The organism is Intestinimonas timonensis (assembly GCF_900626145.1).
In the GTDB taxonomy this organism is placed as follows: domain Bacteria; phylum Bacillota; class Clostridia; order Oscillospirales; family Oscillospiraceae; genus Intestinimonas; species Intestinimonas aquisgranensis.
The window spans coordinates 179,221-200,269 of the sequence record NZ_LR130816.1 but is presented as its reverse complement, the minus strand read 5'-3'; the positions used below and the strand labels follow the sequence as shown (position 1 = coordinate 200,269).

19 protein-coding genes and 2 pseudogenes are annotated in these 21,049 nt (G+C 61.7%); 9 read left to right on the top strand and 12 right to left on the bottom strand.

Going from position 1 to position 21,049, the window contains the following annotated elements:
• From E0E29_RS00975 to secG, 4 genes are all read right to left on the bottom strand, one after another.
• Nucleotides 1-366, bottom strand: a complete 366-nt coding sequence (locus E0E29_RS00975; protein WP_130848236.1) for a BlaI/MecI/CopY family transcriptional regulator — start codon at nucleotides 364-366, stop codon at nucleotides 1-3.
• A 72-nt stretch (nucleotides 367-438) separates the two neighbouring features.
• A complete protein-coding gene (nagZ, locus tag E0E29_RS00970) occupies nucleotides 439-1,662 on the bottom strand; it encodes a beta-N-acetylhexosaminidase (RefSeq protein ID WP_130848235.1) in 1,224 nt (407 codons plus the stop codon).
• The gene (rnr, locus tag E0E29_RS00965) at nucleotides 1,659-3,818 is read right to left on the bottom strand and encodes a ribonuclease R (RefSeq protein ID WP_278045139.1); all 2,160 of its coding nucleotides are present in this window, start codon (nucleotides 3,816-3,818) and stop codon (nucleotides 1,659-1,661) included. Before rnr ends, nagZ begins: the two co-directional genes overlap by 4 nt.
• Before the next feature lie 43 nt (nucleotides 3,819-3,861).
• Nucleotides 3,862-4,116, bottom strand: a complete 255-nt coding sequence (gene secG, locus E0E29_RS00960; RefSeq protein WP_130848233.1) for a preprotein translocase subunit SecG — start codon at nucleotides 4,114-4,116, stop codon at nucleotides 3,862-3,864.
• A 265-nt stretch (nucleotides 4,117-4,381) separates the two neighbouring features.
• Here secG and E0E29_RS00955 point away from each other — a divergent pair, with 265 nt between their 5' ends.
• Nucleotides 4,382-4,612 (top strand): helix-turn-helix domain-containing protein, encoded by a 231-nt coding sequence (locus tag E0E29_RS00955; protein ID WP_130848232.1) that lies wholly within the window; start codon nucleotides 4,382-4,384, stop codon nucleotides 4,610-4,612.
• A gap of 38 nt (nucleotides 4,613-4,650) precedes the next feature.
• On the opposite strand, the gene E0E29_RS00950 is transcribed toward E0E29_RS00955, so the two are convergent.
• The 5 genes from E0E29_RS00950 to E0E29_RS00930 form a co-directional block, all read right to left on the bottom strand.
• A complete protein-coding gene (locus tag E0E29_RS00950) occupies nucleotides 4,651-6,501 on the bottom strand; it encodes an FtsX-like permease family protein (protein ID WP_130848231.1) in 1,851 nt (616 codons plus the stop codon).
• Nucleotides 6,491-7,258, bottom strand: a complete 768-nt coding sequence (locus tag E0E29_RS00945) for an ABC transporter ATP-binding protein (protein WP_130848230.1) — start codon at nucleotides 7,256-7,258, stop codon at nucleotides 6,491-6,493. The genes E0E29_RS00950 and E0E29_RS00945 overlap by 11 nt, the downstream gene beginning before the upstream one ends.
• Before the next feature lie 99 nt (nucleotides 7,259-7,357).
• Entirely contained in the window at nucleotides 7,358-8,695 is a 1,338-nt protein-coding gene (locus E0E29_RS00940; RefSeq protein WP_130848229.1) for a permease prefix domain 1-containing protein, read from the bottom strand.
• Nucleotides 8,685-9,023 (bottom strand): PadR family transcriptional regulator, encoded by a 339-nt coding sequence (locus E0E29_RS00935; protein ID WP_130848228.1) that lies wholly within the window; start codon nucleotides 9,021-9,023, stop codon nucleotides 8,685-8,687. Before E0E29_RS00935 ends, E0E29_RS00940 begins: the two co-directional genes overlap by 11 nt.
• 143 nt (nucleotides 9,024-9,166) lie before the next feature.
• Nucleotides 9,167-9,418, bottom strand: coding sequence for a CocE/NonD family hydrolase C-terminal non-catalytic domain-containing protein (locus tag E0E29_RS00930; RefSeq protein WP_130848227.1), 252 nt, complete (start codon nucleotides 9,416-9,418; stop codon nucleotides 9,167-9,169).
• Nucleotides 9,419-9,426: 8 nt separating this feature from the next.
• On the opposite strand from E0E29_RS00930, the pseudogene E0E29_RS00925 reads away from it, so the two are divergent.
• A pseudogene (locus E0E29_RS00925) lies at nucleotides 9,427-9,636 on the top strand (IS110 family transposase); the annotation flags it as partial.
• A gap of 130 nt (nucleotides 9,637-9,766) precedes the next feature.
• On the opposite strand, the pseudogene E0E29_RS00920 reads toward E0E29_RS00925, so the two are convergent.
• Both E0E29_RS00920 and E0E29_RS00915 read right to left on the bottom strand, forming a co-directional pair.
• Nucleotides 9,767-10,532, bottom strand: a pseudogene (locus tag E0E29_RS00920) (IS5 family transposase).
• Nucleotides 10,533-10,938: 406 nt separating this feature from the next.
• Nucleotides 10,939-12,297 carry a sigma-54 interaction domain-containing protein gene (locus tag E0E29_RS00915; RefSeq protein ID WP_130848226.1) on the bottom strand — a complete coding sequence of 453 codons (1,359 nt, stop codon included), beginning with the start codon at nucleotides 12,295-12,297 and terminating at the stop codon, nucleotides 10,939-10,941.
• Nucleotides 12,298-12,518: 221 nt separating this feature from the next.
• On the opposite strand from E0E29_RS00915, the gene udk reads away from it, so the two are divergent.
• The 6 genes from udk (at nucleotide 12,519) to E0E29_RS00885 (ending at nucleotide 18,278) form a co-directional block, all read left to right on the top strand.
• The gene (gene udk, locus E0E29_RS00910; protein WP_130849034.1) at nucleotides 12,519-13,133 is read left to right on the top strand and encodes a uridine kinase; all 615 of its coding nucleotides are present in this window, start codon (nucleotides 12,519-12,521) and stop codon (nucleotides 13,131-13,133) included.
• 158 nt (nucleotides 13,134-13,291) lie between these two features.
• Nucleotides 13,292-14,695 carry an MBOAT family O-acyltransferase gene (locus E0E29_RS00905; protein ID WP_130848225.1) on the top strand — a complete coding sequence of 468 codons (1,404 nt, stop codon included), beginning with the start codon at nucleotides 13,292-13,294 and terminating at the stop codon, nucleotides 14,693-14,695.
• Nucleotides 14,696-14,708: 13 nt separating this feature from the next.
• On the top strand, nucleotides 14,709-15,863 hold the full coding sequence (locus E0E29_RS00900; RefSeq protein ID WP_130848224.1) for a DHHW family protein: 1,155 nt from the start codon (nucleotides 14,709-14,711) through the stop codon (nucleotides 15,861-15,863).
• Between the two features lie 803 nt (nucleotides 15,864-16,666).
• On the top strand, nucleotides 16,667-17,050 hold the full coding sequence (locus E0E29_RS18530; RefSeq protein ID WP_242622326.1) for a hypothetical protein: 384 nt from the start codon (nucleotides 16,667-16,669) through the stop codon (nucleotides 17,048-17,050).
• Between the two features lie 101 nt (nucleotides 17,051-17,151).
• Nucleotides 17,152-17,424: a hypothetical protein gene (locus tag E0E29_RS00890; RefSeq protein ID WP_080907005.1), complete on the top strand. Its 273-nt coding sequence runs from the start codon at nucleotides 17,152-17,154 to the stop codon at nucleotides 17,422-17,424.
• The gene (locus tag E0E29_RS00885; RefSeq protein ID WP_130848222.1) at nucleotides 17,421-18,278 is read left to right on the top strand and encodes an IS3 family transposase; all 858 of its coding nucleotides are present in this window, start codon (nucleotides 17,421-17,423) and stop codon (nucleotides 18,276-18,278) included. Before E0E29_RS00890 ends, E0E29_RS00885 begins: the two co-directional genes overlap by 4 nt.
• 93 nt (nucleotides 18,279-18,371) lie before the next feature.
• Here the strand turns inward: E0E29_RS00885 and E0E29_RS00880 are convergent, their stop codons facing one another.
• A complete protein-coding gene (locus E0E29_RS00880) occupies nucleotides 18,372-19,154 on the bottom strand; it encodes a peptidoglycan recognition protein family protein (RefSeq protein WP_130848221.1) in 783 nt (260 codons plus the stop codon).
• A 260-nt stretch (nucleotides 19,155-19,414) separates the two neighbouring features.
• On the opposite strand from E0E29_RS00880, the gene E0E29_RS00875 reads away from it, so the two are divergent.
• Entirely contained in the window at nucleotides 19,415-21,016 is a 1,602-nt protein-coding gene (locus E0E29_RS00875) for a peptide chain release factor 3 (RefSeq protein WP_130848220.1), read from the top strand.
• The last annotated feature ends 33 nt before the right edge of the window (nucleotides 21,017-21,049 follow it).

The following is a 21,049-nucleotide window of genomic DNA, read 5'->3' as shown; positions in this document are numbered from 1 at the left end:
TCACACCTCCATGTTGTCCAGCAGGGCCTTGAGCCGGTCCCGCTCCTCGGCGGAGAGGGGGGACTCCTTCAGAAAGGCGGCCACCAGATCCCCGGCGGAGCCCCGGTACACCCGGTCAAGGAAGCTCTGCCGCTCCTGGGCCTGGCAGGTCTCCCGGTCCAGGGCGGCCCGGTAGGTGTGGGGATAGTTCTCCTTGTCGATGGTCACCAGTCCCTTTTTCTCCATCCGGGTCAGGTAGGTGAGCACCGTGTTCCGGCTCCAGCCAGTGGCGGGGCGGAGGGCCTCCACCACCTCCCCCAGACTGGCGCCGCCGCTGTCCCACAGGGCGGTGAGGACCTGCCACTCGCTGTCGCTGAGTCGGGGCATAAAAACACCTCCTACAAGTGTAGCATCTCTACCATGATACTACACCTGTAGGAGGCATCTGTCAAGGGCTTCTCACGCCAGACCGTTGACGGCGGCCACCCGGGCGTTGAGGGCGTCCAGGTCGGGGAGGTCTACCGGGTCATTGGTGAGGCCGTAGTTCTGTTTCAGGGTGAGGATGCGCCGGACGCTCTGGTCCAGCCGGTCTTCGGTGATGCGTCCGGTGTCCACGGCGTCCAGGAGGGCGGCGCAGACCTCCTCCACGCTGCCCGTCTCATGGCAGACCAGCAGCACGTCGCACCCGGCCTCCACCGCCAGCACGGCGGCCTCCCCCAGGCCGTAGTTCTGGGTGATGGCCCCCATGGTGAGGTCGTCGGTAAAGACCACCCCGTCAAAGCCCAGCTCCTCCCGGAGGAGGCCGGTGACCACTTCGGAAGAGAGGGTGGCGGGCCTGTCCGGGTCGATCTGGGTCATGAGGATGTGGGCCACCATGACGGCGGGAGCGCCGGCGTCAATGGCGGCCTGGAAGGGGAGAAGCTCCATCTCCAGCAGCTCCTCGCGGGTCTTGTCCACCACCGGCAGGCCCACGTGGGAGTCGGTGTCGGTGTCCCCGTGGCCGGGGAAGTGCTTTACCACCGGGATGGTGCCGCTCTCCTCCATGGCGGTGAGGCAGGCCAGGCCCCGCTGGGTGACGGTCTCGGCGTCGGAGCCGAAGGCCCGCCTACCGATGACGGTGTTGTTGGGGTTGGACCAGATGTCCAGGGAAGGGGCGAAGTCGGTGTTGAGGCCGAAGGCGGCGCACTCCGCCCCCAGGGCGGAACCGAAGGCCGCCGGGTCGGACACGTCGTAGGCGTTGGGCAGCTTTTGGATCTCCGGGGGCATCCGCTCCACCATCCCCCCCTCCTGGTCGGTGGAGAGGAAGAGGGGAATGCCGTCGCCGGCCAGAGCCTTCAGACCGTTGGTGAGGTCGGTGAGCTGTTGGGCGCTCTCCACATTCCGGCCGTAAAGGATGAGCCCGCCCACATGATAGTCCTGGATGTAGGACCGGGCTTCCTCACCGGCTTCCGTCTCATAGAAGCCGGCGATGAGGAGCTGGCCCACCTTCTCCTCGGTGGTCATGGCGGAGAGAGTCTCCTCCACCGGGTCGGGGGTGGGGGTCGGTGTGGGCGCGGGCGACGCGCTGGGCGCGTGGGTGGGCGTGGATGCCGGAGAGGCAGATGGGGTGGGTGCGGCCTGGCATCCAGCGGCAAGAAGAAATACAACGAGCAATAATGTGGAGGCAAAATTCCGTTTTGTCATCGCTTTTTCTTCCCCTTTCCCTTTTTGGGGGGCCGGTATCCGGGTTTGGAGGAGGGCTTACGGCCCTTCCTGCCCCGGCCCTTGGGGGGAAGGGGCGTCTCCTTGATGGACTTCACCGGCTTGGGGGCGGGGACCACGTCGGGGAGGGTGAAGTCGATCTGGCCGGAGCCGGGGTTGGCGGCGGCGCAGAGGACCTCCAGAGGCATACCGAAGGAGTAGGTGAACTTGGTCCGGGCGCCGGTGAGGGTCATGCGGACTTCGTCGTACTCGTAGCGGTCGTCGGGGAGTACGGTGACGGGGAGAAGGCCCTCCACTCCGTTGGGGAGCCCCACAAAGAGACCGAACTTGGTGACGCCGGTGACGGAGCCCTGGAAGGTGTCCCCCACGTGGGCGGTCATGAACTCGGCCATATAGCACTTCTCAATGTCCCGCTCGGCGGTCATGGCGTGGACCTCACGGTCGGAGGACTGCTTGGCGGCCCGGTCGGCGGCGGCGGTGAGCTTGCCCTTCTTCTGCTCCAGGGAGCCGTCCAGCAGGGCGGTAAGGATGCGGTGGACCATGAGGTCGGGGTAGCGGCGGATGGGGGAGGTGAAGTGGCAGTAGTACTTGGCCGCCAGGCCGAAGTGGCCCAGGTTCTCGGTGTCGTACCGGGCCTTCATGAGGCTGCGGAGGACCATGGTGTGGACGGCGGGGGCCTGGGGGGTGCCCTTCACCGCCTCCAGCACCTTTTGGAGGCTGCCGTTGTCGGCCTGCTTCAGGTCGATGCCCAGAGGGGCCAGCATGGCCTTCAGGTTGGTCACCTTGTCCTCGGAGGGCTTTTCGTGGACCCGGTAGACGGCGGGAAGACCCGCCTTTTTGAGGTGCTCGGCCACGCACTCGTTGGCGGCCAGCATGAAGGACTCGATGAGCTTTTCCGACTCCCCGGTCTCCCGCACCCGGATGTCCACCGGGGCGCCGCTCTCGTCGCAGACGATATAGCACTCCTGACTCTCCAGGTCCAGGGCGCCCCGGGCCCGGCGGCTCTTTTCCAGAGCCTTGGCCAGCCCCGCCATATCCCGGAGCATGGGCAGGATGTGGGCGTAGCGCTCCGCCAGGGCGGGGTCCTGGTCCTTAAGAAGGATGTTGCAGTCGTCATAGGTCATCCGCTCGGTGGAGCGGAGGACGGTCTTGACGATCTTGTGGTCCAGCACCTGGCCATGGGAGTCCATGGTCATAATGCAGGAGAGGGCCAGCCGGTCCACGTGTGGGTTGAGGGAGCAGATGCCGTTGGAGAGCTCCTCGGGCAGCATGGGGACCACCTGGTCGGCGAAGTACACCGAGGTGGCCCGGTGGAAGGCCTCCAGGTCCAGGGGGGAGTTTTCGGTCACGTAGTGGGACACGTCGGCGATGTGGACGCCGAGAATCCAATGACCCTCCTGGTCCTTCTCCAGGCTGACGGCGTCGTCAAAGTCCTTGGAAGAGGCGCCGTCGATGGTGAGGACGGTCTTGTCCCGCAGGTCCAGCCGGCCGGTGCAGGCGGCGGGGTCCACCTCCTGGGGCGCCAGCTGGGCGGCGGCGGTCACCGGGGCGGGGAAGTCCCGGTCAATGCCGTGCTCGTAGAGGAGGGCGGCCACGGCGGCCTGACGAGTGCCCTCCTTGCCGAAGGAGAGCTTGAAGGTGCCCGTGGGGGGCAGCTTGGCGCTGCCGTAGCTGGTGACGGCCACGGCGATCTTGTCCCCAGTCTTCAGCTTGGCGGCGGAGCGGCCCACCACCTTCACGGCGTTGGGATAGCGGTCGCTGGTGGGCTGGAGCCACACCTCCCGGCCCCGGCGCTCCACGGCGCCCACCAGGGTGCGGTTGGTCCGCTCCACCACGGCGGTGATTTTGGCGATCTGCCGCTGGGGGTCTTTGGGGTCGGCACTGATCTGGGCGGTGACCTTGTCCCCCGTCCAGGCGCCGCCGTCACAGCGGGGCGGCACAAAGAGGTCGGACTCCCGGCCCACCGCGCCCTCCGGCGTAAAGAAGCCGAACCCACGGGCGGTGGCCTGATAGGTTCCCTGTAAGTTCATGAAAAAAGATTCTCCTTTGTAGTTCTGATGTCTGTCGCGCCGACGGAAGGGCGCTTTCCTCCCTAGTATATCACCAATTTGCCCGCCTGCAACGAAAAAAGGACGCACCCTGAAGGGCACGTCCTTTTTTGGTCCGTTTCGTCCGTTTGGCTCAGGCGGCGGCCCCGTCGGGCAGCAGGCAGAGCACCAGAGTCAGGATCATGAAGCCGATGGCTACCCACTTGGTCCAGCGGGCCAGCTTGGCGTCCCAGCTCTTGGCCTTGTTCTTGGAGAGGAAGGTGTCGGCACCGCCGGCGATGGCGCCGGAAAGACCGGCACTCTTACCGGACTGAGCCAGCACCACGAAGGTGAGGAACAGAGCGGCCAGCACCTGGACGATGGTGAGGACTAACTTGAGCGTACCCATGAAAGCATCGTTCCTTTCAAGCCCCGAAGGGCATGGTCAGCGTGAAATGGGCGCAATGCACCCGAACAGTAATCAGTATCATACCATACTTTCCATGGGAATGCAAGTCCAAGTTTTGTGTGTCAGGAGCAGGTCAGATGCGGGTAAGGTCGGAGGATTCCTGCTGTATTCTCTAAATATGGAATGTATGCATTCCGATAATACCACAAAAATATTGTAGCATCAAGATGGAAGAAATCCATTCCAACAGGAGGGGGACTGTGAATTGAAAATCAGGCAGGACCTCTCGATCGGAGAGAATCTGCGGCGGCTCCGGGACCGGGCGGGTCTGACCCAGGAGCAGGTGGCTGCCCAACTCCAGGTCATGGGCTTGGCCGTGAGCCGGGAGATGCTTTCCCAAATGGAACGGGGTAAATACAATATTCGGGTGAGTGAGCTCAAAGGGCTCAAAGAGATTTATAAAGCACAATATGAGGACTTTTTTGCGGGAATATAAAATGCCTGCCGCGGAGCAAACGCGGCAGGCATTTTTGCTTATCCGTTCCCTCGGACCACGGTCCGGGCGCCGAAGTAGGTGGCCAGGAAGTAGGCACCGTAGATGACCAGAAGGAGGGCGGCGGTGACCAGGGAGCTCTGGACGGAGTCCACCCTGCCCACCACGGAGATGACGGCGTTGGCCGCCGTCATGCCCACGACGGAGTGGACCACGGCCAGGGCCAGGGGCAGGAAGAAGGAGAGAAAGACCTGGGTGAAGAGGGCCTTGCTGCGCATGCTCTCCGGAGCGCCCAGCCGGGCGAGAATGGCATACCGGGGCTGGTTGTCGGCGGCCTGGGAGAGCTGCTGGAGGGCCAGCACCGCCGCGGCGGTGACCAGGAACACCAGGCCCAAATAGAGTCCCATGAAGAGGACCAGGATCTTTGTGCCCATGTTCTCCAGGTAGATCTGGAGCCTGGTGGTGGTGTTGTAGAAGCCGGTATCGTAGAAGCCGGGGGAGTCCAGGGCGGCGGTGAGGGAGGCCTCGGCGGCCTGGGGGGCCCCGGCGTAGTTGCCCACAAAGATCTGCCACCGGACGGAGAGGGTGGCCGCCGTGGCGTCGTCCACCACCAGATAAGCCCCCACGCTGGAGAAGCCGGTGACCAGGGCCTCCGTTCGTAGCTGAGGCAGCTCGGCCTCCGTGAGGCCGTCCTTCCCCTGGAGGGCCATGAGGGCGTTGTAGTCGGTGAGGGAGAGGACGGTGCCCGACGAGCCCTGACCGGGGACGGAGAGGTCGGGGTCGTTGTAGTAGAAGTTGCAGAACCAGGCGTCCTTCAGCTCGGTCTCGGTGTCGAAGCCGTTCTCGGCCAGAAGGGCGGGGATGTCGGTGGGAGAGACGTCCCCGCTGTAATTCTGGATGGTGAAGTCGTAGGGGGCGGAGGAATCGGTCATGGCGCCGATGGTGTTGTTGAGGCCCACGCAGCAGGCGGTGACGCCGATGGCCAGCAGCAGGAGCAGGCAGATCACCGTCATGGACACGTAGGTGGTGTGGATGCGGCTGTTGAACTGCCGCAGGACGAACATGTTGAGGTCCTTGTAGTAGAGCCTTTTCCGGCCCTTCACCAGCCGCAGCAGGAAGCCGGAGAGGGAGCGGAAGAAGAGGAGGGTTCCCAGGGTGCCCAGGGCCAGCATGAGGAAGAAGAGGGGATCGATGCGGATGATGCCCCGGATGAGCAGCATGGCGTAGGCGATGAGCAGCAATGCCACCCCCACAAGGAAGGTGAGCACGCTCCGCCACAGGGGCCGTTCCCGCATCTCCTCATTTTTCCGTCCGCCCTGGATGAGGTCGATGAGCTTGGCCCGGGAGACGGAGAAGCCGGTGAAGCCCATGACCACTAGGAAGATGACGCCGAAGTAGAGGACGGTCTTAAAAATGGCCTTCCAGGAGAGGATGAAGCCGAAGGACTCGTCGGTGGGGTAGGAGGCGAACATGGCCATGGTGAGGAGGGCCAGGCCGTGGGAGAGGAGGACGCCCAGCAGCAGACCGGCAGCAAGGGAGAAAAGGCCGATGAGCAGGGTCTCCAGTACCAGCAGCAATGAGACCTTCCCGGTGGGCAGGCCCAGCAGGAAGTAGGTGGCCAGCTCCCGTTTCCGCCGCTTCATGAGGAAGGTGTTGGCGTAGAGGATGAGGCAGGCCAGCACCACCGACACGAAAACGGAGAACACGTCCATGAAGATGAGGATGCTGTCCACGATATAGTGGGCCGAGCGGGAGAGCATCTGCATGCACCACTGGCTCTCCAGGGAGTTGAAGATGTAGAAGATGCACACGCCGAAGGTGAGGGTGAGGAAGTAGACGGCGTAGTCCTTCAGGCTCCGGGTGACGTTGCGGAGCGCCAGCTTACAGAACATCGGCGCTGTCACCTCCCAGCAGGCTCACCACGCCCAGGATCTGGGCAAAAAAGGCCTTCCGGTCCAGGTCTCCCCGGCGGAGCTCCCGGTAGAGGACGCCGTCCTTGATGAAGAGGATGCGCCGGCACCAGGAGGCGGTGAAGGCGTCGTGGGTGACCATGAGGATGGTGGTCCCCTCCTCCTGATTGAGGGCCGAGAGCTGCCGCAGCAGTTGCCCCGCCGACTTGGAGTCCAGGGCGCCGGTGGGCTCGTCGGCCAGCACCAGGGCGGGCCGGGTGAGGATGGCCCGGGCGGCGGCCACCCGCTGCTGCTCGCCGCCGGACATCTGGTAGGGGTACTTGTCCAGCACCCCCTCCAGGCCCAGTAGTTCGGCGGCCTCCCGCACCCGGCGCTCGATGGCCTTGGGGGCGGTACCCAGGATGGTGAGGGCCAGGGCCATGTTCTCAAAGCCGGTGAGGGTGTCCAGCAGGTTGCAGTCCTGGAAAATGAAGCCCAGCCGTTCCCGGCGGAACCGGGAAAGGGCCTTGCCCTTCAGGGCGGTGAGGTCGGTGCCGTCCACGGTGATGGTGCCGCCGGTGGGCCGGTCGATGGTGGAGATGCAGTTTAAGAGGGTGGTTTTGCCGGAGCCGGAGGCTCCCATGATGCCGGTGAACTCCCCCTCCTCCACCGTAAAGCTCAGGTCACTGAGGGCCTGGGTGCGGCTGCCCTTGGCGCCGTAGACCTTTTGCAGGTGGGATACAGTCAGTATGGGTTCCATAGAAAAGACGACCTCCTTCGTGATAGGTCCATGCTATCACGAAGGAGGTAAGGGACTCTTGAGAAGGAGTGAAGAAAAGATAAAGATTTCCAGTCGCCCTCAGGAGGTCCGGCGGAAGTGGATGGAGAGGGAGCCCTTCCCCAGGGGTAGATGAAAATCCAGCTGGTCCGGAAGGGGGGAGGAGAGCGTCCGAGCGGGGCCGTCTCGCAGGAGGGCGTCCATGCGGAAGACGGAGAGGAGGAAGCCCACCAGCAGACAGTTGAGCAGCAGGTAGCCGGCGCCGTAGGAGAGAAAGGGAAGGGAGAGGGGGGCAAAGAGCGAGTAGCCCAGGTTGTAGAGAATGTAAAGCCCGACCTGGAGCAGGAGGGGGAGGAGGGCGGAGAGGGCCAGCAGCTTTCCAGTCCGGCTCCGGAGCTTCCACACCCGCCGTAGCAGCAGAAGAGTGACCAGGGCCAGGAGAACAGCAGAGAGGGGGAAGACCCACTCACCCTTCCACTGGGCCAGAAAAGCCAGCATCAGGTCGGTGCTGCTGAGGACGGTTTCCCGCAGATCAGCCAGCGTCCCCTGCCGCAGATGCAGGTAGAGGTACCCGACGCCGTTGGGGTCCAGCTCCGGGTGGAGGAAGACGGCCAACCGCTGGAAGGAATAGCCGCCCATCATACGAAAGAGGATCAGAGCGCCCCAATAAAAAAAGGTGGGGAGCAGACTCAGAAGAAGACTTTTCCACCGCTTCCCGGCAAACCAGGCCAGCCCCGCCGCCAGGAGGACCAGGGTCATGGTGGAGCCGGAGAGCAGGTAGGCGGAGGCAGAGGGGACCAGCAAAGTAGGGAGAGGGAGGACCCAGGCGGCCAGCCCCCAGAGGAGGACCGTGACAGGCCCTCCGTCCCGCCGCCTGCACAGCAGGGCGGCATAGAGGACGGGCAGGAGGAGGGCCACATAGAGGGCTATGGGGCGATAGGTCCCATTGGTGCCCAGAACGGCCCATGCGACGGCGGCCACGGTCAGCACGGCTGCCCACCGGCGCCGGAGGAGGAATGTGCAGTCGGAGAACCACACCCCGCACAAAAGAGCGAGGGCGATGGGTACCCATACGGCCTGACGGGTGTAGACATCGAATACGCCCTGACCATTGACCTGGTAGATCATAAATTGGAGATAGAGACCGGCAAAGGCCAGAAGCAGGACAGCCAGGGCCAGACCCCAGCGATTTTTGGGCCGGTGGAGCCGGTCCAGGTCCCGGCCCACCGTCTCCGGGTCCCCCATCTCGGCCACCGCCCGTTCCAAGGCATCGGCTTCCTCCAGACCATCAGCCTGGTAGTCGGCGGCCTGGTCGGTGATGTGGTCGGAGAGCTCCCGCAGCAGGGGTTCCCGGGCCCGCCGCCACCGGATCTGGGCGCCCACGGCAGTGAGGTAATCCGCCAGAGCTTCACGCACCACAGAACACGCCCCCTTCCAGCACCCCACGGACCCCGTCGGCGTAGGTCCGCCACTGTTCCGCCTGCTCCGCCAGGGCTCCCCGGCCCGCCGGGGTGATGGCGTAGTACCGCCGCACCCGGCCGCCAGCCTCCCCGTCCCGGGAGGTGACATAGCCCTGGGCCTCCAGGGTGTGGAGGAGGGGGTAGAGGGTTCCCGCCTTCAGGTCAAAGACGTGGTTGGACCGCTCCCGCAGAGCGGTGATCATCTGGTAGCCGTACATCTCCTGCCGGGAGAGGAGGGAGAGGAGCAGCATTCCGGTGCCGCCGGGAACATTTTTTTCCCGTGCCATGGCAAGACCTCCTAATAGATAGATTATCTATCTATTATTATATCGACAATCTATCTATTGTCAAGGGGCAGAAAAGGGCCGGAGGCCGCGGGCAGTGCCCGCGGCCTCCGGCCAATGGGAAGGATGGTGGGAAACAGAAGAAATCAGTCGTTGGTGGACAGGGTGGGCAGGGTGATGGAGCTGGCGTGCTCGCCGCCAACATAGATGGTCTGGTTGGCAATCTTGGTCTCGGTCTGCTCAGCCCAGTTGCCCACAGTGTTGGTGTGGCTGGTGAACTCGGGGAAGTCGGAGGAGGAGATGTCAACGCGGATGCGGTTGCCGGCGGAGACGGTCCACACGATGGGCAGGGACTCGATCTCCATCTCCACGATCTCACCGGGGACGTAGTCGTACACGGCGGGGGCGTAACCGTTACCTCCGTTACTACCTGCTGGAAGCCGCCAACTCCGTGAGAAGATGCGACCCCGAGTTCCGGCGCTACTATGACCTCAAGTTCCACGAGGTCAATAAGTTCCAGCATAAACGCGCACTCGCTCTAACTGCCAGAAAACTGGTTAGTGTTGTCTTTCGACTGCTGAAGGACAACCGCCTGTATATCGTGCTGGAGAGCTGATTCCAGCAGCTCCTCCCGGTGGCAGCAGGCCCTGTCGAAAAAATCTCTACTGGCAGGGCTTTAGTTGGTGTACGCTTTTTGCTGGATCTGACCGGGTTTAGGGCTTGTTTGAAAAAAGGCGGAGATTGTGCTAAAGCAACAAAATAGCGATGGAGGCAAGATACACAAAGGCTAGGAAGGAAGCATCCGACTTGTCATATCTGGTGGCGATTCTGCGAAACCACTTGATTTTCTGGAAAAAACACTCCACCAGATGGCGTTCTTTATACAGATGCCAGTCAACCGGCCAGGGATCGGAAACGTTGCTTTGCGGCGGGATCACATAGCTGGCCCCGTGCGCTGAGATATATTCCCGAATCGTCCGGGCACCATAGGCCCGGTCTGCCAGCACGGCACTCCCGCCGATTCTGACCTTTTTCAGCAGTTCAACAGCGTGAACCGAATCGTGGTCATTTCCAGCGGAGAGAAGGAACTCCACCGGGTTTCCCAGACCGTCTACGACAGCGTGGAGCTTTGTGTTCCACCCGCCTTTGGTACGGCCAACCGCCTTATCCGCCGTTTTTTTCCCCGCCATTTGCGCTTTCATGCACCTTTACGCAAGTGGAGTCCATGCTCAGGTTCTCCATATCCGCGTCCGCAGACAGTGTGTGGAATACCGCTTCCAGAGTGCCCTCATTCCGCCATTTGGCGAATCTTGCGTATATAGACTGCCAAGGACCATAGGTCGCCGGCAGCTCACGCCACTGCGCACCGCTCCGGACGATCCAGAGCATTCCGTTGAGCATGATCCCGTTATCCTTCCGGGGACGACCCCGCTTTCCCGTTTCTTCCGGTGGCAGCAGCGGCTTGATTCGTTCCCATTGTTCTTTTGTTAATTCATATCGTTTCATGCTCATAGCTTCGCATAACTTGGTTTCTTGTGCAACTTTTATTTTTCAAACAAGGCCTAGACTCTTCCTGATTGAAAATTTCTTTTCATTTCCCTATTGACATCACACCATTAGACTCTTTCTTTTCGGGCCGCAGCCCGTTTCAGAGATGCAATCCTCTCTTTTCGATTGCACTTGTTTTAAAAGCAAGCCCTGTGCCAAAACCGGTAACAGACGCGAAAAAAGCCCGGAAACCCTTGGGGCGAAAGGGTTCCGGGCCTTTGCGGAAAGAGGCGGAAAGGAAAAAAGAGAGGGTATTTCTTAAAATCTGGAAATCGCCGGGGTGAAATTGGTGCTACCAAAATGCGGGACGCCCTGTCTGAAAGGCGGTTCCAGGATTCTGGAACCAAATTCTAAAATTCTGGGACTCGCCTCAGGAAGAGGAAGAGCCCAGCTTGTTGTAGAGGCTGGACAGGGAGATGCCCAGCTCAGCGGCGGCCTTTTTCTTGCCCTCCAGGGAGGAGCCGTACTTCTCCAGGGTCTTGCGGATCTCCCGCTTTTCAGAGGCCCGGACCCGCTGGGCCAGGGTGGTGTCGGCGGGGGGTTCCTGCTTGGGCCGGCCCAGGTCGCCGGGGAGGGCATCGGCGGTGATGATGCCGGAGGGGGTGAGGTAGGCGGAGAACTCCAGCACGTTGCGGAGCTCCCGGACGTTGCCGGGCCAGTCGTGGGCGCGCAGGCGCTCAGCGGCGTCCACGGTGAGGGTGAAGGGCCGGCGGAGCTTGTGGGAGAGCTCGTTGAGGATGGAGTTGGCCAGGGGGGAGATGTCGGCGGGCCGCTCCCGGAGGGGCGGGATGTGGAGGGGAAAGGTGCTCAGGCGGTAGTAGAGGTCCTTGCGGAACTTGCCGTCCCGGACGTACTGGGGCAGGTCGGCGTTGCAGGCGGCGATGACCCGCACGTCCACGTCGATCTCCTTGAGCCCGCCCACGGGGCGGACCCGGTGCTCCTGGCGGACCCGTAGGAGCTTGGCCTGGAGGCCGATGTCCATCTCGGAGATCTCATCCAGGAAGAGGGTGCCGCCGGCGGCGGCCTCGAAGAGGCCCAGCTTGCCGCCCCGCTTGGCGCCGGTGAAGGCGCCCTCGGCGTAGCCGAAGAGCTCGGATTCCAGCAGATCGGCGTTGAAGTTGGAGCAGTTGATGGCCACAAAGACCCCGTCCCGGCGGGGACTGGCGTTGTGGATGGCCTGGGCGTAGAGTTCCTTACCGGTGCCGCTCTCCGACTCCAGCAGCACGGTGGCGTCGGTGACGGCGATCTTCTCGGCCAGGGCCTTCACCGCCGCCACCGAGGGGGAGACCGCCACGATGTCGTCGAAGGTGTAGCGGGCGCCGTTGGCCTTGTTCAGGCGGCGGAGGACCCGCTGGCTCTTGGCCTCCATGGCGTCCAGCTCCTGGCGGGTGCGATAGGCGTCCTCCAGGAAGGTGACCACCGAGATGCCGCCGATCAGGGCCCCGTTTTCGTAAATGGGGTACATGTTGACGAAGTAAAAGTCCTGGATCTCCTGGCGGGTGATGTGGAGGTGGGGTTTGCCGGTCTCCAGCACCTCGGGGAGTCGGGCGCCGGGGCGCAGATCCCGGAGGCGGTAGCCCTCGATAGGGCCGATGTCGCCGCCGGCCTCCTTGTTGAGAAAGTCCCGGTAGGCACGGTTGCCGAAGACAATGATGCCGTCGGTATCGATGATGGTGATGCCCTCGCTCATGGCATCGAAGGCGGCGCGGGCGGCGGCGTTGAGCTCCATGGAATACACCCTTCCTGTCAAAGACAGCCGCGGCTGCGGCTGAGCACCTAGATTATAGCCTCCCGGCAGCAGGAACGCAAGAGGCGGGGCAGACGGAGCGGGAGAAAGCTCCGGGCCTTGCTTTTCAAGGGTTGCGGCTTTGTCCCGGAGGCATTATAATGATCACTGAGAGAACGATCCTCCCAAGGAGGAAAGAAAAGGAAGGACGGTGGAGCAGCCACATGGATACCATGATCATCGGCATCGCCGGTGGCACCGGCTCCGGCAAGACCACGCTCACGGAGAAGCTCAAGGCGGAGTTCGGGGAGGACGTGAGCGTCCTCTACCATGACAACTACTACAAATCCCACAGCGAGATGCCCTATGAAGAGCGGACCAAGCTCAACTACGACCACCCGGACGCCTTTGAGACCGACCTGATGATCCGGGACATCCAGGCCCTCCGCCGGGGGGAGACGGTGCGCTGCCCCGTCTACGACTACACCATCCACGACCGCTCCGGGGAGACGGTGGAGGTGCGCCCCACCAAGGTCATCATCGTGGAGGGCATCCTCATTTTTGAGAATCAGGCCCTCCGGGAGCTCATGGACATCAAGATCTTCGTGGATACCGACGCCGATGTGCGCATCCTGCGGCGGATCATGCGGGATGTGAAGAAGCGGGGCCGGAGCCTGGATTCAGTGGTCAAGCAGTATCTCACCACCGTCAAGCCTATGCACGAGCAGTTTGTGGAGCCTTCTAAGCGGTTTGCCGACATCGTGGTGCTGGAGGGCGGCCACAACCTGGTGGCCCTGGACATGATCATCGGGCGTATCCGTGCCCATGTGGCGGGATAAAAAAGCAGAAAGTCCCCGCGTATCAGCGCGGGGACTTTTTCTGACATGATAGGGGAACTTTTCCTCCTGCTCCTGCGTCAAAGGAAAAGCTGTACCGGTTTTGCTCTTTTCACGGCATACTATCCCTGAGACATTGAATCGAACTGAGGTGTTTGCGCTTGGTTTTCTCCAGCCTGCTCTTTCTCTTCACCTACCTGCCCATTGTGCTTCTGATCTACTACCTCTCGCCCCTGAAGTGGCGCAACGGTGTGCTGCTGATCTTCAACCTGATCTTTTACGGCTGGGGTGAGCCGGTCTATATCGTCATCATGTTTGCCTCTATCGCCATCGACTACACCCATGGTATGTTGGTGGAGAAATGCAAGAAGAAGGGGAACGACCGGGGGGCCCGGATGGCGGTGGCCTCGTCGGTGATCTTTAACCTGGCTCTGCTGTTTTTCTTCAAGTACTGGGACTTCCTGGCCGGCAGCCTGGCCGCCCTGGGCCTTGATTTTATGCCCATCTTGGGGGTGAGCCTCCCCATCGGCATCTCCTTCTACACCTTCCAGACCATGAGCTACACCATCGACGTCTACCGGGGCGACGCTCAGGTCCAGCGGAATATCGTCAGCTTCGGCACCTTCGTCACCCTCTTCCCCCAGCTCATCGCCGGGCCTATCATCAAGTATAAGGACCTGGGAGAGCAGCTGGACCACCGGGACCACACCGCCGAGCGCTTTGCCAGCGGCGTGGAAATTTTCGTAGTGGGTCTGGCCAAAAAGGTGCTCCTGGCCAACAACCTGGGTATGCTCTGGGATGCCTATAAGGCCCTTCCAACGGAGGAGCTCACCGTTCTGGGGGCCTGGCTGGGTGTGGTGGCCTTCTCCCTCCAGCTCTACTTCGACTTCTCCGGCTACTCCGACATGGCCATCGGCCTGGGCAGGATGCTGGGCTTCGAGTTCCTGAAAAACTTCGACTACCCCTATATCTCCCGCTCCATCACCGAGTTCTGGCGGCGGTGGCACATCTCCCTGGGCTCCTGGTTCCGGGAGTACGTCTATATCCCCATGGGCGGCAACCGGGTCTCTCGGAGCCGGCTGTGCTTCAACCTGTTGGTGGTGTGGGGCCTCACCGGCATCTGGCACGGCGCAAGCTGGAACTTCCTCCTCTGGGGCCTCTATTTCGGGGTTCTCCTCATGCTGGAGAAGCTGTGGCTCAAGAAGTGGATCGACCGCTGGCCCAGGGTGATTCAGCATATCTACACCCTCTTCCTGGTGCTGGTGAGCTGGGCCATCTTCGCCGTGGAGGACTTTGGCCAGCTGGGCGGCTATCTGGCCGCCATGTTCGGCCTGGCCGGCGGCGGCCTGACCGATGGTGCCTTCGGCTACTACCTGGGCTCCTACGGTCCCTCCCTCCTGGCCGCCTGCGTGGCCTCTACCCCCCTGATGGCCTCCCTGTGGCGGCGGCTCCCCAAGCGGGCGGAGCAGGTCCTCCTGCCGGTGGTCCTCCTGGCGGGGCTTCTCCTCTGCACCGCCTACCTGGTGGATGCCACCTACAACCCCTTCCTCTATTTCCGTTTCTAAAGGAGGCCCGGATATGTCAAAACGCTACGCTATCTTCCTCACCGCGTTGTTCTGCGGCTTCCTGGCCGTCTTCTTCGCGGCCAACCTCATCAGCCCCGACCGGGATTTCTCCGAGGACGAAAACCGCTACCTGGCCCAAAAACCTGAGTTGGATGCCGGTGACTTTGCCTTAAAACTCCCCCTGGACGAGAGCGGCGACTTCTTCACCGGCAAGTTTATGTCTGATTTCGAGACCTATCTCACCGACCAGTTCGTCTTCCGGGATGAGTGGATCGCCGCCAAGGCCATGGCCGAGCGCCTGGCGGGCAAAGGGGAGAACAACGGGGTCTACCTCTGCGACCAGGATACCCTCATCCCCCGGTTTGACCGGCCCGACGCCACCAAGGTGACAAATAATCTGGATTATGTGAACAAACTGGTGGAAAATGTGGATGTACCGGTGTACTTCTCCCTCATCCCCGGCAAGGTGTCGGTGTGGACGGACCGGCTCCCAGAAGGCGCCCCCAACGCCAGCGAGGGTGACATTCTGGCCCAGGCCCAGGATACCACTCAGGCACAGAGGGTGGACATTGCCTCCGTTTTGGAGGAGCACAAAGACGAGGACATCTACTACCGGCTGGACCACCACTGGACCAGCCTGGGGGCCTACTACGGCTATGCCGCCATCATGGAGGCCATGGGGCTGGAGGTCACTCCCCTGAGCGACTATGAGAAGACCACCGTCTCCACCGACTTCAAGGGCACCACCTACTCCAGCTCCGGCGTCCGGTGGATGGCCCCAGACTCCATCGACATCTATGTGCCCGAGGAAGGAATCACCGTCACCGCCTGGAACGGCACCCAGCCGGAGGAGGGCGTTCTCTACGACTGGAGCAAGCTGGAGGTCAAGGACAAGTATTCCTTCTTCCTGGGGGGCAACAAGCCTCTGGCGGTGGTGAAGGGCCAGAATACGGTTGGCCCCAAGCTGCTGGTCATCCGTGATTCCTACTCCGACAGCCTGGCCCCCTTCCTCACGGCGGACTTTTCCGAGATCCATCTCTTTGATCCTCGGTACAACAAGACACCGGTGAGCCAGTATGTGGCGGAGAACGGGATCGACCAGGTACTGGTTCTGTACAGCGTCTCCAATTTTGTCAGCGACGGCAACCTCTTCATCCTGAGCAAATAACAGGAAAACGCAAAAGGCCTCCCGGGCATAGAATGGCCCGGGAGGCCTCCACGTCAGTGGAGGAATATAGGCTAACTGACATAGAAAGCCTCGCAGAGTTCCGTCGTCCGCAGACGACGGAATCAAATGAAGTTTGTTTTTTCCGGGGACATGTGCCTCGGAAAAAACACTTCTCGGCCTGCAAGCGTGCGAGATGGGGACCCAAACAAAGCCCAGCGAAGCGGGTTTGTTTGGGAGAGGAGGGGCAAGGGAGCGGAGCGATGCCCAGCCGTCAGGCTGGGATGAGCGGTGCGGACTTTGCCCCGACAAAGTGCGACGCAGCAGGCTGCATCCCTTCGAAAAAATGCTTGCATTTTTGAGAGCGCCTGTCGCCAAAGTCGACAGGCGCACCTCCCGGGCATAGAATGGCCCGGGAGGTCTTTTGCATGCAGAATGATACCTATTGCTGCCCCTGGTGCTGGGCTATGGGCCCCACAGGACCCACCGGCCCAACCGGTCCAACAGGGGCGACAGGTGCTACCGGTCCGGCCGGACCGGGGCAGGGCGCCACGGGGCCAACTGGACCCACAGGAGCCGAAGGACCCGCAGGTCCCACGGGTCCCACAGGAGCCACCGGCCCCACTGGAGCCACTGGTCCCGCGGGACCGACAGGACCTACCGGCCCTGATGGAGCTGTCGGTGCCACGGGCCCCGCCGGTCCCACCGGCGCAACAGGGGCAACCGGTCCGGCCGGGGCTGCCGGCGCGACCGGAGCTACGGGGGCCACCGGACCATCAGGGTCTGGCGGCGGGCTGCCCGCCGCAGTGCAGTTCCTGGTCCAGCCGGGGACCTACGAGTCGGGCCAGACCCTGCGATTCTATCCGTACTACCTGGTGGGGGAGGGTATTTCCCTGAGTGGGGACGGCAGCGTGGTGTTGCTGACAGAGCCAGGGCTCTACAGCCTCTCCTATGTGGTCCAGTGCCGTCCGGAGGAGGACGGCACCGTGGGTGTGCTGCCCTTCCAGGGGGCGGCGGCACTCACCGAATATGAGTTCGTGGCGCCGGCCCAGGCCGGCATCGTTCAGAGCGGTTCTGGGACCTATTTGGAGTTCTCGCCGTCTACGGCCTATGCCCGGCTCCTCTACCAGGGGTCGGGACCGGCCAAGGTCACCGGCGGATTTGCGGTGTCCCGAATCTACGATAGATGAAAAAAGGCCACCCGGCACTTGTGAACAGCTCCAGTAAAACCGGACAATAGACAAAAGGCCCCCTAATGTAGGAAAATAAAGCTACATTAGGGGGTCTTGCTATGTCCGGAAAAAAAGGGATGAAAAAGTATCCGGTAGGGATACGAGAAGAAGTGGTGTCACGAATCCGTGGAGGAGAAAGCCAGCGTGCTTTATGTCGGGAGTATGGGATCAGCCGGTGGGCTATTCAGTGCTGGCTAAAGGAGCCTGTCCTTCCAAAAGCGCGGGGGCGTAAACCCGCAAAAACACTGGCGGAGTACAAGTATGAGAACAAACGGCTAAAGATGGAAAACGAGCTGTTGCGGGATTTTCTGCGCTCCACAGGAAGGAAGTGAGGCCAAGGGCAAAATACGCAGTAATCTACCGGCACAGAAACGAATATCCGGTAACCGTTATGTGTCGCTTCTTTCAGGTATCCCGCAGCGGATACTATGATTTCGTCCATCGTTTGGGCAGGCCGGAGAAAGACGCGGCCCTTGCAGAAATCATCGCGGAACAGCGAGAGCGCAGCTTTCGTACGTATGGCTACCGCAGAATGTGGCTGGTGCTGAAGAAGCGAGGCATCCACCGTAATCCCAAGACCATCCTGCGTATCATGGAGCAATATGGTTTGCTTGCGGAGATCCGGAGACGCAGAAAATGGCAGCAGATGGGGCAGCAAGTCCACAAGTACAAGAATCTGCTGAATAGGGAGTTTTATGCGAACAGGCCCAACAGCAAATGGGTGACGGACATCTCCTACATCCACACCAAGCAGGGCGTATTGTACCTGTCCATGATCCGGGACCTTTACGACAACAGCATTGTTGCCTACAAGACCGGCACAAAGCAGACAGTCAACCTGGTGCTGGACACCATTCGCCTGGCCATGCGCAAGGAGAAAAAGAGGGCCGCTGCGGAGTTGCAGCTCCACAGCGACCAGGGGTTCCAGTACACCTCGCAAGCATACTTCGACCTGACAAAATCTTATGGCATTACGCCTTCCATGTCAAGACGCGGAAACTGTTACGACAACGCTATGGCGGAAAATTTCTTTTCCATCCTCAAGACAGAGTGTATCTACCGCCATAAACCGGCCTCATTCTGTGAGGCCAATGAGATGATTGACCGCTATATCAATTTTTACAACCACGAGCGCATCCAGCTAAAAACTGGAGTGGCGCCGCTCACGCTGCGCCACTCCGCTTAAAACTTCATATTTCCCTACATTGAGGCCTTTTTGTGCTGTCCGCACAATTTGGGGCGGTTCAACTTGCCGGGCGGCCTTTTTTTCACGCGGGGTTTATTTCAGTTTGCCCATCCGGGCCAGGACGGCGGCGGCCTGCTCCCGTGTCAGGAAGGCCTGGGGCTTGGTGCCGTCAAAGATGCCGGCGTCCACCGCGGCTTCCCAGGCCTCCTTGGCCCAGTCGCTGACGGGCTGGGACTCCAGGGCGGCGGCCCGGCGGGCCAGGGCCTCGGCCAGCATGGCGTTAAAGGTGTTCTGTTCCATGGTATCCTCCTCCTCTCCCTTCAGCAGGGCCGCCACATCGGCCCGGAAGGTGTCCATACTCTTGCCGTGCTTGGGGAACCAGTGCATCACGTCGGCGTGGTTGCTGGCGATGTCCAGCTTGCAGCCCTCCTGGTGGTCCACGATGTCGGTGGTAGGATCAAAGGAAAACTGCCGGCACAGCTTTGCGGCCAGCTCCACCGCGTTTTGGTAGACTGTGGCGAAGTATGCGGCGTTTGCCTTCGCGTCATAGCCGATCATGGTACCGCCCTGATAGGTGTGGCCCTTGGGTTCCAGGATCTCGAAGGCGATGTGGGTGTTGTTGGCGGACAGTCCGCCGTTTCTGGGGCTTCCGGCGTGCCAGGCCCTGTGGTTCCAGGGCAGGGTCTGGATCACGCCCCACTGATGGACCAGGGCATGGACACAGGCGTCCGCCCCGGGCTGTCCCCAGAGCCTCAGAAAGACGGCCGGGTCGGGCTGGGCCACGCCGGTGGAGTGGACCATGATGCCCTTGGGGACGATGGTCCGGCCCGCCTTATAGCAGTCGCTCTGGGTGAGAATGTGCTGGGTGACTTCCATAGAAAACCTCCCCGCGCCTGCGGCGCACAAATTCGAGGGGAAGGCCGGAAAGCCTCCCCTCATTTCTATGCCGGAAAGGGCCTTTTGTTGTACGTCCCGGGGTCTCTACTTGCAATTTTTTCCCCGTTGTGATATAATTTTTTGCCATCATCGGTACCATTTATGACGCTGGGAGGGTCTATCCCATGTAAAAAAGACAAAACGCCGGACCCGGAGGGACGGGCCGGACTCCCCATCATGCTCTTTTGGAGGGAATACCTTTGTCTAAATACGAAAGTGAGATCGCCCGGCGCCGCACCTTTGCCATCATTTCACACCCTGACGCCGGCAAGACGACGCTGACCGAAAAATTCCTGCTCTACGGCGGAGCCATCGCCCAGGCCGGCGTGGTCAAGGGCAAGAAGAACAGCCGTGCCGCCACCTCCGACTGGATGGAGATCGAGAAGCAGCGCGGCATTTCCGTCACCTCCTCGGTCATGCAGTTCCAGTACGAGGGCTACTGCATCAACATCCTGGACACCCCGGGCCACCAGGACTTCTCTGAGGACACCTACCGCACCCTGATGGCGGCCGACTCCGCCGTCATGGTCATCGACGCTGCCAAGGGCGTGGAGGCCCAGACCCGGAAGCTCTTCAAGGTCTGCGCCATGCGGGACATTCCCATCTTCACATTCATCAACAAGATGGACCGGGAGGCCCGGGACTCCTTTGAGCTCCTGGAGGAGCTGGAGAAGGAGCTGGGGATTGAGACCTACCCAGTGAACTGGCCCATCGGCTGCGGCAAGGATTTTAAGGGCGTCTACGACCGGGGCAGCAAGAAGATCATCCACTTCACCAGCAACGGCGGGTCCAAGGCGGCCACCGCCACGGAGGTGGAGCTTGGCGACCCCAACCTGGACAGCCTGATCGGCGCCTCGCTCCACCGTCAGCTCAGCGACGAGATCGAGCTGCTGGACGGCGCCGCCGCTGAGTTTGACCTGGACCGGGTCCGCCACGGCAAGCTCTCCCCCGTGTTCTTCGGCTCCGCCCTCACCAACTTCGGCGTGGAGCCCTTTCTGGAGCACTTCCTCCGCATGACCACGCCCCCCCTGCCCCGGAAGGCGGGAGACAAGATCATCGACTCCATGGACGACGACTTCTCCGGCTTCGTGTTTAAGATCCAGGCCAACATGAACAAGGCCCACCGGGACCGCATCGCCTTCCTGCGGGTGGTCTCCGGCCGGTTTGACGCCGACAAGGAGGTCTACCACGTCCAGGGCGGCAAAAAAATCAAACTCTCGCGGCCCCAGCAGCTCATGGCCGCTGAGCGGGAGATCATCGAGGAAGCCTACGCCGGCGACATCATCGGCGTCTTCGACCCGGGTATCTTCTCCATCGGCGACACCCTGTGCGCCCCGGGGAAGAAGTTCAAGTTCGACCCCATCCCCACCTTTGCCCCCGAGCACTTCCGCCGGGTACGCCCCCTGGACACCATGAAGCGCAAGCAGTTTTTGAAGGGCATGGAGCAGATCGCCCAGGAGGGCGCCATCCAGATCTTTAAGACCCCCTATACCGGCATGGAGGAGGTCATCGTAGGCGTGGTGGGCACCCTCCAGTTCGACGTGCTGGAGTACCGCCTCAAAAACGAGTACAACGTGGACCTCTACATGGAGGGCCTGCCCTACGAGTACCTGCGGTGGATCGAAAACGACACCGGTGAGCCCCTCAAGGAGGACGATCTCATCCTGGGCACCGACGTGAAGCTGGTGGAGGACTACAAGGGCAACCAGCTCCTCCTCTTCGCCTCCCAGTGGTCCATCAACTGGGTCCAGGAGAAGAACAAGAACCTCACCATGAGCGAGTTCGGCGGAGCCAGAGATTGATAAAGAAACGGCGCGGACCATTTGGTCCGCGCC